14 protein-coding genes are annotated in these 13,894 nt (G+C 73.8%); 4 read left to right on the top strand and 10 right to left on the bottom strand.

Going from position 1 to position 13,894, the window contains the following annotated elements:
- Nucleotides 1-70: 70 nt before the first annotated feature.
- From SGLAU_RS21815 to sigE, 5 genes are all read right to left on the bottom strand, one after another.
- Nucleotides 71-730: a hypothetical protein gene (locus tag SGLAU_RS21815; protein ID WP_043503896.1), complete on the bottom strand. Its 660-nt coding sequence runs from the start codon at nt 728-730 to the stop codon at nt 71-73.
- A gap of 202 nt (nt 731-932) precedes the next feature.
- Nucleotides 933-1,370, bottom strand: a complete 438-nt coding sequence (locus SGLAU_RS21810) for a sec-independent translocase (RefSeq protein ID WP_043503895.1) — start codon at nt 1,368-1,370, stop codon at nt 933-935.
- Nucleotides 1,371-1,560: 190 nt separating this feature from the next.
- Nucleotides 1,561-3,462 (bottom strand): S1C family serine protease, encoded by a 1,902-nt coding sequence (locus SGLAU_RS21805; RefSeq protein ID WP_208869003.1) that lies wholly within the window; start codon nt 3,460-3,462, stop codon nt 1,561-1,563.
- Nucleotides 3,463-4,116: 654 nt separating this feature from the next.
- A complete protein-coding gene (locus SGLAU_RS21800; RefSeq protein WP_043503892.1) occupies nt 4,117-5,082 on the bottom strand; it encodes an anti-sigma factor family protein in 966 nt (321 codons plus the stop codon).
- On the bottom strand, nt 5,079-5,777 hold the full coding sequence (gene sigE, locus SGLAU_RS21795) for an RNA polymerase sigma factor SigE (RefSeq protein ID WP_043503891.1): 699 nt from the start codon (nt 5,775-5,777) through the stop codon (nt 5,079-5,081). The genes SGLAU_RS21800 and sigE overlap by 4 nt, the downstream gene beginning before the upstream one ends.
- 235 nt (nt 5,778-6,012) lie before the next feature.
- Here sigE and SGLAU_RS21790 point away from each other — a divergent pair, with 235 nt between their 5' ends.
- Nucleotides 6,013-6,729 carry an O-methyltransferase gene (locus SGLAU_RS21790; RefSeq protein WP_078957830.1) on the top strand — a complete coding sequence of 239 codons (717 nt, stop codon included), beginning with the start codon at nt 6,013-6,015 and terminating at the stop codon, nt 6,727-6,729.
- A gap of 228 nt (nt 6,730-6,957) precedes the next feature.
- Here the strand turns inward: SGLAU_RS21790 and SGLAU_RS34510 are convergent, their stop codons facing one another.
- Nucleotides 6,958-7,125, bottom strand: a complete 168-nt coding sequence (locus tag SGLAU_RS34510; RefSeq protein ID WP_003966491.1) for a DUF3117 domain-containing protein — start codon at nt 7,123-7,125, stop codon at nt 6,958-6,960.
- A gap of 368 nt (nt 7,126-7,493) precedes the next feature.
- Here SGLAU_RS34510 and SGLAU_RS21785 point away from each other — a divergent pair, with 368 nt between their 5' ends.
- Nucleotides 7,494-8,297 (top strand): enoyl-CoA hydratase/isomerase family protein, encoded by an 804-nt coding sequence (locus SGLAU_RS21785; RefSeq protein WP_043503888.1) that lies wholly within the window; start codon nt 7,494-7,496, stop codon nt 8,295-8,297.
- A 65-nt stretch (nt 8,298-8,362) separates the two neighbouring features.
- Here SGLAU_RS21785 and SGLAU_RS21780 read toward each other — a convergent pair whose 3' ends face one another.
- Both SGLAU_RS21780 and SGLAU_RS21775 read right to left on the bottom strand, forming a co-directional pair.
- Nucleotides 8,363-8,932 carry a DNA-3-methyladenine glycosylase I gene (locus SGLAU_RS21780; RefSeq protein WP_043506889.1) on the bottom strand — a complete coding sequence of 190 codons (570 nt, stop codon included), beginning with the start codon at nt 8,930-8,932 and terminating at the stop codon, nt 8,363-8,365.
- 125 nt (nt 8,933-9,057) lie between these two features.
- Entirely contained in the window at nt 9,058-9,417 is a 360-nt protein-coding gene (locus tag SGLAU_RS21775) for a DivIVA domain-containing protein (RefSeq protein ID WP_208869001.1), read from the bottom strand.
- A gap of 155 nt (nt 9,418-9,572) precedes the next feature.
- On the opposite strand from SGLAU_RS21775, the gene folP reads away from it, so the two are divergent.
- Nucleotides 9,573-10,433, top strand: coding sequence for a dihydropteroate synthase (gene folP / locus SGLAU_RS21770; protein ID WP_043503885.1), 861 nt, complete (start codon nt 9,573-9,575; stop codon nt 10,431-10,433).
- Between the two features lie 469 nt (nt 10,434-10,902).
- Nucleotides 10,903-11,865: an IS481 family transposase gene (locus SGLAU_RS21765; protein WP_043503883.1), complete on the top strand. Its 963-nt coding sequence runs from the start codon at nt 10,903-10,905 to the stop codon at nt 11,863-11,865.
- On the opposite strand, the gene SGLAU_RS21760 is transcribed toward SGLAU_RS21765, so the two are convergent.
- Both SGLAU_RS21760 and dapE read right to left on the bottom strand, forming a co-directional pair.
- Nucleotides 11,862-12,620 (bottom strand): TIGR00730 family Rossman fold protein, encoded by a 759-nt coding sequence (locus SGLAU_RS21760; RefSeq protein WP_043503882.1) that lies wholly within the window; start codon nt 12,618-12,620, stop codon nt 11,862-11,864. The genes SGLAU_RS21765 and SGLAU_RS21760 overlap by 4 nt on opposite strands.
- 117 nt (nt 12,621-12,737) lie before the next feature.
- Nucleotides 12,738-13,817, bottom strand: a complete 1,080-nt coding sequence (dapE, locus tag SGLAU_RS21755; protein WP_043503880.1) for a succinyl-diaminopimelate desuccinylase — start codon at nt 13,815-13,817, stop codon at nt 12,738-12,740.
- Nucleotides 13,818-13,894: the final 77 nt, after the last annotated feature.

The raw sequence follows: 13,894 nt of genomic DNA, 5'->3' as shown, positions 1-13,894 counted from the left end.
CGGGAAGTACGAGACCTCGTGGGAGAAGGGGCGCCGAAGACGACGGCGCCCCTTTTCCCGTCGCGTGGCCCTACTCGTACACGGCGATGTCCTTGATCGCGGCGAAGCCGAGCCCGTACGCGCTCATCCCGCGGCCGTACGCCCCGACGTGCACGCCCTGCCGGGTCGACCCGGCCAGGACCCAGCCGAACTCGGACTCGCGGTAGTGGAACGCCGTCGGCACCCCGTCCACGGGCAGGCTCAGCGTCGACCACTCCGGCCCGTCGAGGTCGTCGGCGAGCGCCCACGCGGTCTCGGTCTGCTGCTCCAGCCAGTCGTCACGCAGGCTGTGGTCCATCTGACCGGGCCAGGTGAAGGACAGCAGCCCCACACCGGCCAGCCAGGCCGCGGAGGAGACCGAGGTGGCCTCCAGCAGCCCAGTGCCGTCCGGGCTGCGCCGCACCGGGTTCGCCGCGACGGTCACCACGACCGCGAACCGCTCCCGGTCCTCGCCCGTGGCCTCCGCCCGGACCGAGGGCTCGTCCCCGTGCCCGATCGACCCGTGCTCCACGGACCCGTCGGACGCCGTGCCGACCTGCATCAGCCAGCGCGGTCCCGTGAAGGCCTCGTCGAGGCCGTACCACGGGAAGGACGCTCGCAGGTAGCCGTCGACCGCCCGCCGGGCGGAGGGGACGTGCTGTCCGCCCTCCGCGGCCGGCGTCTGCGCGACCGACCGACTCGTCGTCTCCATGTACCCGGACGCCTCCTCGCTCTCGTCGGACCGGGTCCGCCCGCCCCCCTTCGGGCGGCGTTGCTCATGTGCCCACGGTCCGCACAACAACTCGGCAGCATATCCACACCGCTCCGGGCAGCCGGGAATGCGCTCGGCGCGTGGGGCGCCCGAAGACGTGTTCAAGCCGTGCGGGAGGGGCGCCACGCGGCGCGCGAGGGGCTCAGGTGGCGTCGGCGTCGAACGGCGGGCGGTGGTCCGCGGGCTCCGTCCGCTTGCTCATGTCGACGCGGTCACCGGAGGGGGAGGAACCCGACGACGGGGCGGACGAGTCGGAGTCACGGCCGTGGACCGCGTCCGTGACCTCGGCCATCTCCTTCTTCAGGTCGAAGCCGTTGCGGATCTCCTTGATCCCCAGGTCCTCGTTGTCCAGCTGCTTGCGGATGAACGTCTTGGGGTTCAGGTCCTCGAACTCGAAGTCCTTGAACTCGGGCCCGAGCTCCTGCCGGATGTCGTGCTTGGCGCTCTCCGAGAACTCACGGATCTTCCGGACCGTGCGCATCACGTCCTGGATGACCTTCGGCAGCTTGTCCGGTCCGAACACGAGCACGGCGAGGACGATGATCGTCACCAGCTCAAGCGCGCCTATGTCATTGAACACCTGAAGCTCCTTGCGATGTCCTCCCGTGGTCCCGGGCCGGATCCACGGTACCCGCCGATCCCGTCCGACCGGTACCGTCCCGTGACCCCCGAGTGTGGGTATGTGCGCGGTTTTCCCGGTTGCCGCCCATGTGAGGGGAGGCGACCCGTCCGCGCTGTGAGGCCGGTGTCACAGCCGGGGGACGTCCGGGTCAGTCCTCCGACGAGCCGAGCACCAGGGAGATCGTGCGCTCACCGCCGTCGCGTACGACCGTCAGCTCCAGGCGGTCGCCCGGCCGGTGGGCGCGGGTCTTGACGATCAGCTCCTGGCCCGAGTGCACCCGCTGGCCGTCGACCTCGGTGATGACGTCGCCCGGCTCGATCCCGGCCCGGTCGCCGGGGCCGCCCGGGGTGACGGCGGAGCCGCCGTCGCTGCCCTTGGTGCCGACCCTCGCGCCGTCGCCCGAGTAGCTCATGTCGAGGGTGACGCCGATCACCGGGTGGGTCGCCCTGCCCGTGTTGATCAGCTCCTCGGCGACCCGCTTGCCCTGGTTGATCGGAATGGCGAAGCCGAGGCCGATGGAACCGGCCTGGCCGCCGTCCAGGTCGCCGCCGCCGGCGGACCGGATCGCGGAGTTGATGCCGATCACCCGGGCCTCGGCGTCCAGCAGGGGGCCGCCGGAGTTGCCCGGGTTGATGGGCGCGTCGGTCTGCAGGGCGTCGACGTACGACACGTCGCTGCCGTCGCCGCTCTCACCGCCGGCCGTGATGGGCCGCTCCTTGGCGGAGATGATCCCCGAGGTGACCGTGCCGGCCAGGTCGAAGGGCGCGCCGATGGCCACGACGGGGTCGCCGACCCGGACGTTGTCGGAGTTGCCGAGCGGTAGCGGCTGGAGCCCGCTGACGCCGCGGACCCGGACGACGGCGAGGTCGTAGCCGCTGTCCCGGCCGACGACCTCCGCCTCCGCGGTGTCGCCGCTGTTGAAGGTGACCGTTATCTCGCCGTCCGAACCGGCGGGCTCGACGACGTGGTCGTTGGTGAGGATGTGGCCCCGGCCGTCGAGCACGAACCCGGTGCCGGTGCCGGACTCGTCGCTGCCGGCGACATGCAGGGTGACCACGCTGGGCAGGGCGCGGGCGGCGATCCCGGCGACGCTGTCCGGGTCCCGGTCCGCGGACTCCTTGCCGGCCTGCGGCAGCTCCACCTGCCCGACGCCGCCGTTGCGCTCCAGGTAGGCGCCCACGATGCCGCCGATGCCGCCGGACACCAGGGCCAGCAGCACGGCCGCGCCGGCCAGTGCCTTCCTGGCCCGCTTGCGGCGCTGCCCCCGGGTGAGCACGGCGGCGCCGTTCTGCTGGAGCGGCGCGACGCCGGCGGCCGGCGCGGCCCAGGGGTCGTAGCGCTGCCAGGGGTCGGCGGAGGGCGCGGGCGCGGGCCCGCCGGCGGTGCCCGCGGCAGCCGTCACGGCCGCCGGGGTGCCGGGGTGCGCGGGTGGGGGTGGTGCCGGGACGTGGCCGCCGGACGGTGCCGCGGCGTCGGCCGGGAGCGGGGCCGCCGGTGCCGCGGCGTGCTGGGTCACGGGCGGGACGGGCGCTGCCGCAGGGGGGTGGGGCGCCGACGGGCCAGCGGTGGGCGACGGCGGTGCGGGTATCGCCGTGCCGCGCGCGGGCGTCACCCCCGGGTGCTGCACGGGCGGCGCGGGCGCCCAGGGGCCCGGTTCCCCGTAGGGCGGGGTGCTGTAGGGATCGGGGTCGTGGAGCGGCTTGGGGGCGTCGGCGAAGGGCGCCGGGGCTCCCAGGGGAACGTCCGCTCCCGCCGCGTCGGATCCTGCAGCCTCGCCCAAGCGGGCGGAAGGGACGACGGGCGGCACCGGGTCCGGCGCCTGCGCGGGGGCCCGGTCGGGGAGCGGCTCGGGCGCGTCGGCGAAAGGCGCCGGAGCTCCCAAGGGAACGTCAGACCCTGTCGTCTCGCCGGAGCGGGCCGGAGGGACGACGGGCTGCACTGGGTCCGGCGCCTGCGCGGGGGCGCTCGGAGCGGCGGCGGGCCCGGCCGGGTCCGGTGTCGCACCGGGGGCGTCGAGGGTGCCCTCGGGCACGGTGGAGCCCGGCTGCACACCGGAAGGCGGTCCGGGGGCGTCCGCGGACTCGGCGGATCCGGCCGTCTCGCCGTCGGCGTTCTCGTCGAGGCGCCTCTCCCCGGCGCCGCCACCGGAACCGGAGGCGATCTCGGTCGTGGCAGCGTGGCCCGCCGTCCCGGCCCGGCCGTCCGCCGGCTCCTCGGGACGCCTCAGCTCGAAGTCGCCGTCGGTCGGGGCCGCCGGACCGCCCTGCGTCCCCGCGCCCGCCCCGGCCACCGGGTCATCCCCTCGCGCCCCCGCGGGAGCGCCCAGCTCGAAGTCGCCGTCGGTCGGGGCCGCCGGACCACCCTGCGTCCCCGCGCCCGCCCCGGCCACCGGGTCATCCCCTCGCGCCCCCACGGGAGCGCCCAGCTCGAAGTCCCCGTCGGTCGGGGCTCCCTCGGGGGAAGCGGCCGGCCGGGGTGGTGCGGGGTGTTCCAGTCGGAAGTCGCCTTCGGGCCGTGCCGTGTCCCCCGGCCGGCCCGAAGGGCTCTGCGCGGGCTTCCCCTCGTTCATGCTCTCCCCACAGCTGGGCGCGGCTCGGCTCGTCGATGGTGGCCGCGGTTCGTCGATTCCGCGCCCGGGCCAAGGCCGAGGGTGCGGTCCTCCCCGGGATTCAACCAGGTTCGCGAGCCGATCCGCAGGGAGCGGTCAGCGAGCGGGGTGCTCGGTGCCCGGGTCGGGGCCGGGCGAGGCGGCGAGCAGACCGGGGGGGCCGGTCTGGGGCGCCGGGGACCAGGCGGTCAGGCTGATCGGCGGGGTGGCGCCCAGCGGGCGTATCCACGGGGACATGGCGGCCGCGCCGGCCAGCACGGGTGTGGTGAGCGGATGCGCCAGGCCGTGCTGCTGTCCGGCGGCGGGGGCCGTCACCCCGGGCAGCAGGGGTGCGGACAGCTGCGTCGGGGCCGCCGGGACCTCGCCGAGCATCCGTCCCCCGACGCCTTGGGCCAGCAGGGGGCCCACCGAGCGCCGCCGCTGGCCGTCCGGCGCCGTGGTGGTGCCCGCGCCCGGTGAGCGCAGCGGCGTCACATTGCTGCCCGCGCCGCCCCGTGCCTCGGGGTCACCGGGGACTCCGGTGGTGACACCGCCCAGTGCGATCGCGGCCAGGGACACCGCTCCGGCGGCGACGAACGCGAACCGCCGCCCGCGCGAGGCCCGTTCGCCGTCGGACCGGGCGACGTCGTGGATGCGGAAGCCGCGCGGCGCGGTGACCGGCAGGACGGGGTCGTGCGGGCGGGCCGGGACGTAGTCGAACGCGAAACGCTCACCGCCCCGTCTCAGCCCGAAGACGCCACCGGCGCCGGGCCGTCCCGCGAAGCCGCCCAGCGGTCCCCCGGGCGGGGAGTCGCCGCTGTCCGGGCCGCTTCCGCCGGGCAGCCCCTGGAGCCGGGCCAGGAGGCTCTCGGAGGGCGGCGGCGGGGCCGCTTCGGCGAACACGTTCTTCAGGCGGCGCTGCGCGTCGACCTCCGCCTTGCACTTCGGGCAGGTCGCCACGTGCGCCAGCACGCGCTCACGCGCGTCATGACCGAGCTCTCCGTCGACGAGGGCGGCGAGCCGGTCTCCCAGGTGCTGCTCTGCGAGGTGTCCCTCCGCAGGTTTCGGCCGTGATCCACTCACGCGGACGCGCCCCCTCCTCCCAGTGCGGGGACACGGGCGAGGAAGGACCGGCGCTCGGCGCGTGCCTCGGGCGAGCGGTGGGCGAGCGCCTTGCGCAGCTGGGAGCGGCCGCGGTGGATCCGGGAGCGGACGGTGCCGAGCTTCACGCCGAGGGTGGCGGCGATCTCCTCGTAGGAGAGTCCCTCGATGTCGCAGAGCACGACCGCGGCGCGGAACTCGGGCGCCAGGGTGTCGAGGGCCTGCTGGACGTCGGCGTCGAAGTGCGCGTCGTTGAGGACCTGCTGCGGGGAGGGCTCGCGGCTGGGCAGGCGCTCGGCCGCGTCGTCGCCGAGGGCGTCGAAGCGGATGCGCTGCTTGCGGCGGACCATGTCGAGGAAGAGGTTGGTGGTGATGCGGTGCAGCCAGCCCTCGAAGGTCCCCGGGGTGTACGTCGACAGGGAGCGGAAGACCCGGACGAAGACTTCCTGGGTCAGGTCCTCGGCGTCGTGCTGGTTGCCGGTGAGGCGGTACGCCAGCCGGTAGACGCGGCCGCTGTGCGTGCTGACGATCTCCTCCCAGGTGGGCGGAGTCCACGCCTGCCCGTCCGCGTCGGTGGAGAAGGTCGCGGTCTGGGCGTACCCGTCGGCGTGGCTGTGGTCAGCGGTGTCGTTCACGGATTTCGGCCTGCCCGCCGACCCGAGGAAGCGCCGGAGCACTCCTCCCCGGTCCACAGGTGCGGCCGCACCTCCCCTGTCGGCTCTGGTGGTGTCCAGTGGAGCCCCTACCATAGCCACCTCGTCCGTTAGCTCCGGATAAGCGGTTTTACGAGAATTTGAGCTGGGCTGCCACGGCTCATACGGCTGCGTCAGCACTTGCTCGGTGTCCCGCTCGTCGTCGTGATCCAACCGTGTCCCCCGCTGTCGTCTCCCACCCCTCTAAACGCCCGGTCCCATCTGCGGGTTCCCGACGCCAACGGATACAGTCACGCCGAGGCAACCGTGGGGACAGGAGAGGGTCATTACCGCCAACCGGCAGACGAGCTGGGCGTTCGCCGACGCCTATGTCGCCGAGGACGAAGCGCTGCACTGGGCCCGCGAGCGGGCACGTGAGGCAGGGCTGCGCCCGGTGGCGCCCGGTACGGGCGCCGCGCTGCGGATGCTGGCCGCCTCCGTGGACGCCAAGGCGGTCGCGGAGATCGGCACCGGCACCGGCGTCTCCGGGATCCACCTGCTGCACGGCATGCGCCCCGACGGCGTGCTGACCACCGTCGACACCGAGCCGGAGCACCAGCAGTTCGCCCGGCAGGCGTTCCGCGCCTCCGGGTTCGCCAGCAACCGGGCCCGGTTCATCCCGGGCCGGGCGCTGGAGGTGCTGCCCCGGCTGGCGGACTCCGGCTACGACCTGGTCTTCTGCGACGGCGACCGGCTGGAGGTGCTGGACTACCTCGACGAATCGTTGCGTCTGCTGCGGCCGGGCGGCCTGGTGGTCTTCGAGGGCGTCTTCGCCCACGGCCGCACGGTGGACTCGGGGCCGCAGCCGACCGAGGTGGTGCGGCTGCGCGAGCTGCTGCGCGCGGTGCGCGAGAGCCAGGAGCTGGTGCCGTCGCTGCTGCCGGTGGGGGACGGGCTCCTGTGCGCCGTCAAACGCCCGGACGCCGGGCGCCCGTGAGGCCGGAGGGCGGCACGCCGCACGCCCGTGACACCGGACGACGGCAGGCCGGGCGTCCGTAGCGCCGAGGACAGGACTCCGCACGCCCGTGACCGCCAGAGGACAGCACGCCGGCGCCTCCGGACCGGCGCACGCCGAGGCCGGCCGCGTGCCGGGGCCCGGACACGGAGCCGCCCCGGCACCGGGTGGGTGCCGGGGCGGCCGAAAGGGTATGGTCGCTTGCGCGCGTCAGCCCACGACCTTCTTGAGGGCGTCGCCGAGCGCGTCGGCCTCGTCCGGGGTCAGCTCGACGACGAGCCGACCGCCGCCTTCGAGCGGAACGCGCATGACGATGCCCCGCCCCTCCTTGGTCACCTCGAGCGGGCCGTCACCCGTTCGCGGCTTCATGGCCGCCATGCTCGTTCCCCTTCCTGAAACCAGCTCATCGTCAAAGCCGACGGCCCACTGGGGGGCACGCGGTCCGTGAGCGGGACGCGCGACACCGGCATCGAACACATTGCTTCCAGGCCATTATCCCGCATCGCACGACCTGATGACCAACATCGGTTGGCATCGCTTGGGCAACGCGCGCGAGCAAAACCACTCAATTCGGCGATGTGACTGCGATACTGCGCGACCGCACGTCGCCGCACCGAGCGAAATCCGTCCCGTTTTCTTTGACGCAGGTCACACGGACGTCCCCGGCGATCTCCGCCATGCTGTCCTTCGTACGCGGGGCCCGACACAGGACCCGGACACAGCACCCGTACCGGAGGGGAAACGCCATGGCCGACACCGTGCTCTACGAGGTGACCGACGGGCTCGCGACGATCACGCTGAACCGCCCGGAGGCGATGAACGCGCTGAACATCGCGACCAAGGTCGCGCTCCGGGAGGCGGTGCAGTCCGCGGCGGCCGACGACGCCGTCCGCGCGGTGCTGCTGACCGCCGCCGGGGAGCGGGCGTTCTGCGTGGGCCAGGACCTCAAGGAGCACATCGGGCTGCTGGCCGCCGACCGGGAGGCCGGCGAGGGACAGACCATGAGCACCGTACGGGAGCACTACAACCCGATCGCGCGCGCACTGGTCGGCATGCGCAAGCCCGTGGTCGCGGGTGTGAACGGGGTCGCGGCCGGGGCCGGCTTCGGGTTCGCGCTCGCCGCCGACTACCGGGTGGTGGCGGACACCGCTTCGTTCAACACCTCCTTCGCCGGGGTCGCGCTCACCGCGGACTCCGGGATCTCCTGGACCCTGCCGCGGGTCGTGGGCCCCGGCCGCGCCGCCGACCTGCTGTTCTTTCCGCGCAGCGTGAAGGCGCAGGAGGCGTACGAGCTGGGCATCGCCAACCGGGTGGTGCCGGCCGCCGAGCTGCGCGCCGAGGCGGAGAAGGTGGCCCGCGAGCTGGCCGAGGGACCGACGGTGGCGTACGCGGCGCTGAAGGAGTCCATGGCGTACGCGCTCACCCACACCTTCGACGAGGCGCTGGAGAAGGAGGACGAGCTCCAGGGGCGGGCCGGGGCCTCCGAGGACCACGCGATCGCGGTGCGGGCGTTCGTGAACAAGGAGAAGCCCAGGTACCTGGGCCGGTGAGCCCCCGGCGGGCGCGGCGCGGCGGGTGACGGCGCGTCCGGCGTGCGGCCGGGCGCGCGCCCTGGCTAGGAGGCTCTCCTGGCGGCGCAGGCTGCCAGGTGATCGTCGACCAGGCCGCACGCCTGCATCAGCGCGTACGCCGTCGTGGGGCCGACGAAACGCAGGCCGCGCTTCTTCAGCGCCTTCGACAGGGCCGTGGACTCCGGGGTGATCGCCGGGACGTCGGCGAGGACCTTCGGGACCGGGCGGCCGGCCGGGTCGGGGGCGTAGGACCAGATCAGCTCGTCCAGCTCGCCGGGCGCCCAGCCGGCCAGGACGCGCGCGTTGGCGAGCGTGGCGTCGATCTTGGCGCGGTTGCGGATGATGCCGGGGTCGGCGAGCAGGCGTTCGCGGTCGGCGTCGGTGAAGCGGGCGACCTCGGCGATCCGGAAGCCGGCGAAGGCGGTGCGGAAGCCCGGGCGGCGGCGCAGGATGGTGATCCAGGACAGACCGGACTGGAAGGCCTCCAGGCAGAGCCGTTCGAAGAGCGCGTCGTCGCCGTGGACGGGGCGGCCCCACTCCTGGTCGTGGTAGGCGAGGTAGTCGGGTGCGGAGAGCGCCCAGGGGCAGCGCGGGGCGCCGTCCGGGCCGGGCAGCGGGCCGCGGTCCGGGGCCGCCTGGGGAGCGCCCTGGCCGGTCGCGGGGGCGTCCTGGCCGGCCACGGGGGCGTCCGGTCCGGTCCCGGGGGCGTCGGTGCCGGTCACCGGGGTCGTTGCGTCGCTCACTGGTCGCCCTCCTCCCCCGGCTGGTCGGTCTTCTCCACGCGGACGCGGCCCGCGGCGGCCGTGCGCGCGCCGGTCAGGGCGGACTCCAGGTCGGCGATCCGGGCGTCGCGCTCGGCGAGTTCGGCGGCGAGGCGGTTCAGGGCGTCGTCGACGTCGCTCATCCGGTAGCCGCGGGCGGCGAGCGGGAAGCGCAGGGCGTCGATGTCCGCGCGGGTGACCGGGCGGTCCGGCGGCAGCGGGTCGTACAGCCGGTCGGGCGCCGCCTCGGGCAGCGGGGCCTGTTCGCCGCCGCCCACCACGGCGAGGGTCACCGCGGCGACCACGACGGCGAGCGCGACGACCAGGAACAAGAACATCACCATCGCTGGGCCCCCACGGTCGGGTCGGTCGAGTCGGAAGAATCGAGTCGGACGTGTCAGGGTCCGATCGTGCCATGCGAGTCTGACAGTTAAGGTCGCAGGCGGCCGACGGACCGGCCGGCCGTACGACGTACAGGGAGAGGTCACAGGGGATGCTCAGGCTGGGCAGGCGGCAATTCGACCCGCACGAGCCGGTGATCATGGCGATCGTCAACCGGACCCCGGACTCCTTCTACGACCAGGGGGCGACGTTCCGCGACGAGCCGGCCCTCGCCCGGGTGGAGCAGGCGGTCGCCGAGGGCGCCGCGATCATCGACATCGGCGGGGTCAAGGCCGGTCCGGGCGAGGAGGTCACGGCCGAGGAGGAGGCGCGGCGCACGGTCGGCTTCGTGGCCGAGGTGCGGCGGCGCTTCCCGGACGTGGTGATCAGCGTGGACACCTGGCGGGCCGAGGTCGGCGAGGCCGTCTGCGAGGCGGGCGCGGATCTGCTGAACGACGCGTGGGGCGGGGTGGACCCGCGCCTGGCGCAGGTCGCGGCGCGCCACGGGGTGGGCCTGGTGTGCACCCACGCGGGTGGCGCGCGGCCGCGGACCCGGCCGCACCGGGTGGCGTACGACGACGTCATGGCCGACATCCTGCGGGTGACCGTGGGGCTGGCCGAGCGTGCGGTGGCGCTGGGCGTGCCGAGGGAGTCGGTGCTGATCGACCCGGGGCACGACTTCGGGAAGAACACACGGCACAGCCTGGAGGCGACCCGGCGGCTCGGCGAGATGGTGGAGACCGGGTGGCCGGTGCTGGTGTCGCTGTCCAACAAGGACTTCGTCGGGGAGACGCTGGACCGGCCGGTGAAGGAGCGGGTGATCGGCACGCTCGCGACGACCGCGGTGTCCGCGTGGCTGGGCGCGCAGGTGTACCGCGTCCACGAGGTCGCCGAGACCCGTCAGGTGCTCGACATGGTCGCCTCGATCGCCGGGCACCGCCCGCCGGCGGTGGCCCGCCGCGGCCTGGCCTGACACCGGGCCGGGCGGCGGGAGGCGGGGCGGCGGAAGGCGGGGCGGTGTCCCCGCCGGCGGTGCCGGACTCCCGGCGCCTCGCGCCGCCCGCCGGTCCGCCTCACCGGCGAGGCCGTGCCCGTGAGTGTCCCCAGGGGACGCTGCCCGGGTGCACCGGTCACGAGCGGGCCCTGGGCCTGTCGTTCGGATCAGGCCGGCTGTGGAGTGCGGCGCCTTCCGGCCGACCCGAGCGGGGTCCGGTACGTGCAGCTGCAAGGCGGAGGAGGGAGCCGAAGCGGAGCTTCGGCGAGTGACGACAACGCGGCAGATGTGCGTGCCGGACCCCGCGACGCCGGGATGATCCGAACGACAGGCCCTAGCTGTGCTGTCCCGGGACGTTGGTGACACGCGTGCTGGGTGCTTGAACGGGTGAGGGCCTTCTGGTTTCGGTGTGGATTGCGAAGTCTGCACCGACGTCCAGGAGGCCCTCGTGTCCCACCGTAACGCCCCGCTGACGCCGACCGGCAGGCTGCGTCTGGCCCGGTGTGTCGTCGACGACGGCTGGCCGCTGCGGCGGGCCGCAGAACGCTTCCAGGTCAGCCACACCACCGCCGCACGCTGGGCCGGCCGCTACCGGCAGCTGGGCGCGGCCGGCATGCAGGACCGCTCCAGCCGCCCCCACTACAGCCCCCGCCGGACGCCTGCCACCGTCGAGCAGCAGGTCCTGCGGCTGCGGCGCGAGCACCGGATCGGGCCCGTGCGGCTGGCCGCCCGCTGCCACATCGCCGCTTCCACCGCTCACCGCATCCTCGTCCGGCACCACCTGCCCGCCCTGGCCACGCTGGACCGGGCCACCGGCGAACCCGTGCGCCGCTACGAACGCTCACGGCCCGGGGAACTGGTCCACATCGACGTCAAGAAGCTCGGCCGCATCCCCGACGGCGGCGGCCACAAAGTCCTCGGCCGGGCAGCCGGCCGGGCCAACCAGGACCGCCGCAACGGCGCGGGATACGCCTACCTGCACACCGCCCTGGACGACCACTCCCGCCTCGCCTACACCGAAGACCTGCCCGACGAAACCGCCGCTACCTGCGCGGGCTTCCTCACCCGAGCCGTGGCCTGGTTCGCCGCACGCGGCGTCACCGTCGAGCGGGTCCTGACCGACAACGCCTGGGCCTACACCAAGAACACCTGGCGCCAGACCTGCCACGAGCTGGGCATCAGCCCGCGCTGGACCAGGCCCTGGCGGCCGCAGACCAACAGCAAGGTCGAACGCTTCCACCGCACCCTGCTCGACGAATGGGCCTACCAGCGGCCCTACACCTCAGATGCCGAACGGCAGGCAGCGTTTCCCGACTGGCTGGACTGGTACAACTACCACCGACCCCACACCGGCATCGACGGCCACCCACCAGCCAGCCGCGTCACCAACCTGTCCGAACAGCACACCTAGCGGCCCGCCTCCTTCGAGACGAGGGCGACCGCTTCGTCCACGTCGTCGGTGAGGTGGAAGAGGGTGAGGTCCTTCTCGGCGGCCTTGCCCTGGGCGATGAGCGTGTTCTTCAGCCAGTCGACCAGCCCGCCCCAGTACTCCGTGCCGAACAGCACGATGGGGAACTGGGTGACCTTCTGGGTCTGGACGAGGGTCAGCGCCTCGAAGAGTTCGTCGAGGGTGCCGAGGCCGCCGGGCAGCACCACGAACCCCTGCGCGTACTTCACGAACATCATCTTCCGCACGAAGAAGTAGCGGAAGTTCAGGCCGATGTCGACGTACGGGTTGAGCCCCTGCTCGAAGGGCAGCTCGATGCCGAGGCCGACGGAGGTCCCGCCCGCCTCGCAGGCGCCCTTGTTGGCGGCCTCCATCGCGCCCGGCCCGCCGCCGGTGATGACGGCGAACCCGGCCTCCACCAGGCCCCGTCCGAGCCGCACCCCCGCCTCGTACTCCGGTGAGTCCGCCGGTGTCCGGGCCGAGCCGAACACGCTGATCGCGGGCGGCAGTTCGGCCAGGGTGCCGAAGCCCTCGATGAACTCCGACTGGATGCGCAGCACCCGCCAGGGATCGGTGTGCACCCAGTCGGAGGGAGCGCGCTCGTCCAGCAGCCGCTGGTCGGTGGTGCTCGCCTGCACCTGATCCCGCCTCCGGAGGACCGGTCCCAGGCGCTGCTCCTCGGGCGGCTGCTTGCTGCCCTCAGGGTTGCCGGTAGCCATGTGCGCTCCCTCCGCTTGCCACGTCTTTCGGTCTCAGCGTAGATCTACGCGGGTTACGGAGGGGGGACGCACGCGTGTCCGCCAGGAAGCGCCCGGCCCACGGGGCGCGGGGCGTGCTCAGGCCGTCAGCCAGGAACGCAGCCGCTCCTCCGCCGCGAGGATCTTCGTTGTCTCTACCCGCTCGTCCCGCTTGTGTGCCAGGTGCGGGTTGCCGGGTCCGTAGTTGACCGCCGGGACGCCGAGCGCGGAGAAGCGGGAGACGTCCGTCCAGCCGTACTTGGGCATCGGGGTGCCGCCCACCGCCTCGATGAAGGCCGCGGCGGCCGGGTGGGACAGACCGGGCAGCGCGCCGGGGCTGTGGTCGTCGACCACGAACTCCGTCACCCCGCAGTCGGCGAACACCTCGCGCACATGGGCGATCGCCTCCTCGGGCGTACGGTCGGGCGCGTAGCGGAAGTTCACGGTCACCACGCACTCGTCGGGGATCACGTTCCCGGCGACGCCGCCCGAGACGAAGACCGCGTTCAGCCCCTCCCGGTACTCGAGTCCGTCGATCACCGGCCACCGGGGCTCGTACGCGGCCAGGCGCTGGAGGATGGGGGCGGCCGCGTGGATGGCGTTGGAGCCCATCCAGCCGCGCGCGGAGTGGGCCCGCTCGCCCGTGGTCCTCAGCAGCATCCGCAGGGTGCCCTGGCAGCCGCCCTCGACCTGGCCGTCGGACGGCTCGAGGAGCACCGCGAAGTCGCCCTCCAGCCAGTCGGGGTGGGCCTCGCAGACGTGCTTGAGGCCGTTGAGGTCGGCGGCGACCTCCTCGTTGTCGTAGAAGACGAAGGTCAGGTCGCGGTTGGGGGCGGGGACCGTGGCCGCGATCCGCAGCTGGACGGCCACGCCCGACTTCATGTCGCAGGTGCCGCAGCCCCACAGCACGCCGTCCTCGTCGAGGCGGGACGGCACGTTCTCCGCGATCGGGACGGTGTCGATGTGCCCGGCGAGGATCACGCGCTCCGGCCGGCCCAGGTTCGTGCGCGCCACGACGTTGTTGCCGAAGCGGTCGACGGTGAGGTGCGGGAGGGCGCGCAGGGCGGTCTCGACGGCGTCCGCGAGCGGCTTCTCACCGCCGCTCACCGAGGGGAAGTCGACGAGCTGCGCGGTCAGCCGCGCGGCGTCCAGCGTGAGATCGAGCGGAGTATCGGCCATGCCGTCGACCCTAACGCCGCCGCGCTCCGGGCACGGTGCCCACCCGGTCCTGGGGTCGCGGGACCCAGTACCTTGTA

The sequence above is a fragment of the Streptomyces glaucescens genome (assembly GCF_000761215.1).
Classification (GTDB): Bacteria; Actinomycetota; Actinomycetes; order Streptomycetales; family Streptomycetaceae; genus Streptomyces; species Streptomyces glaucescens_B.
Note: the sequence above shows the minus strand (reverse complement) of the source record. Positions and strands in the feature narration are given on the sequence as shown.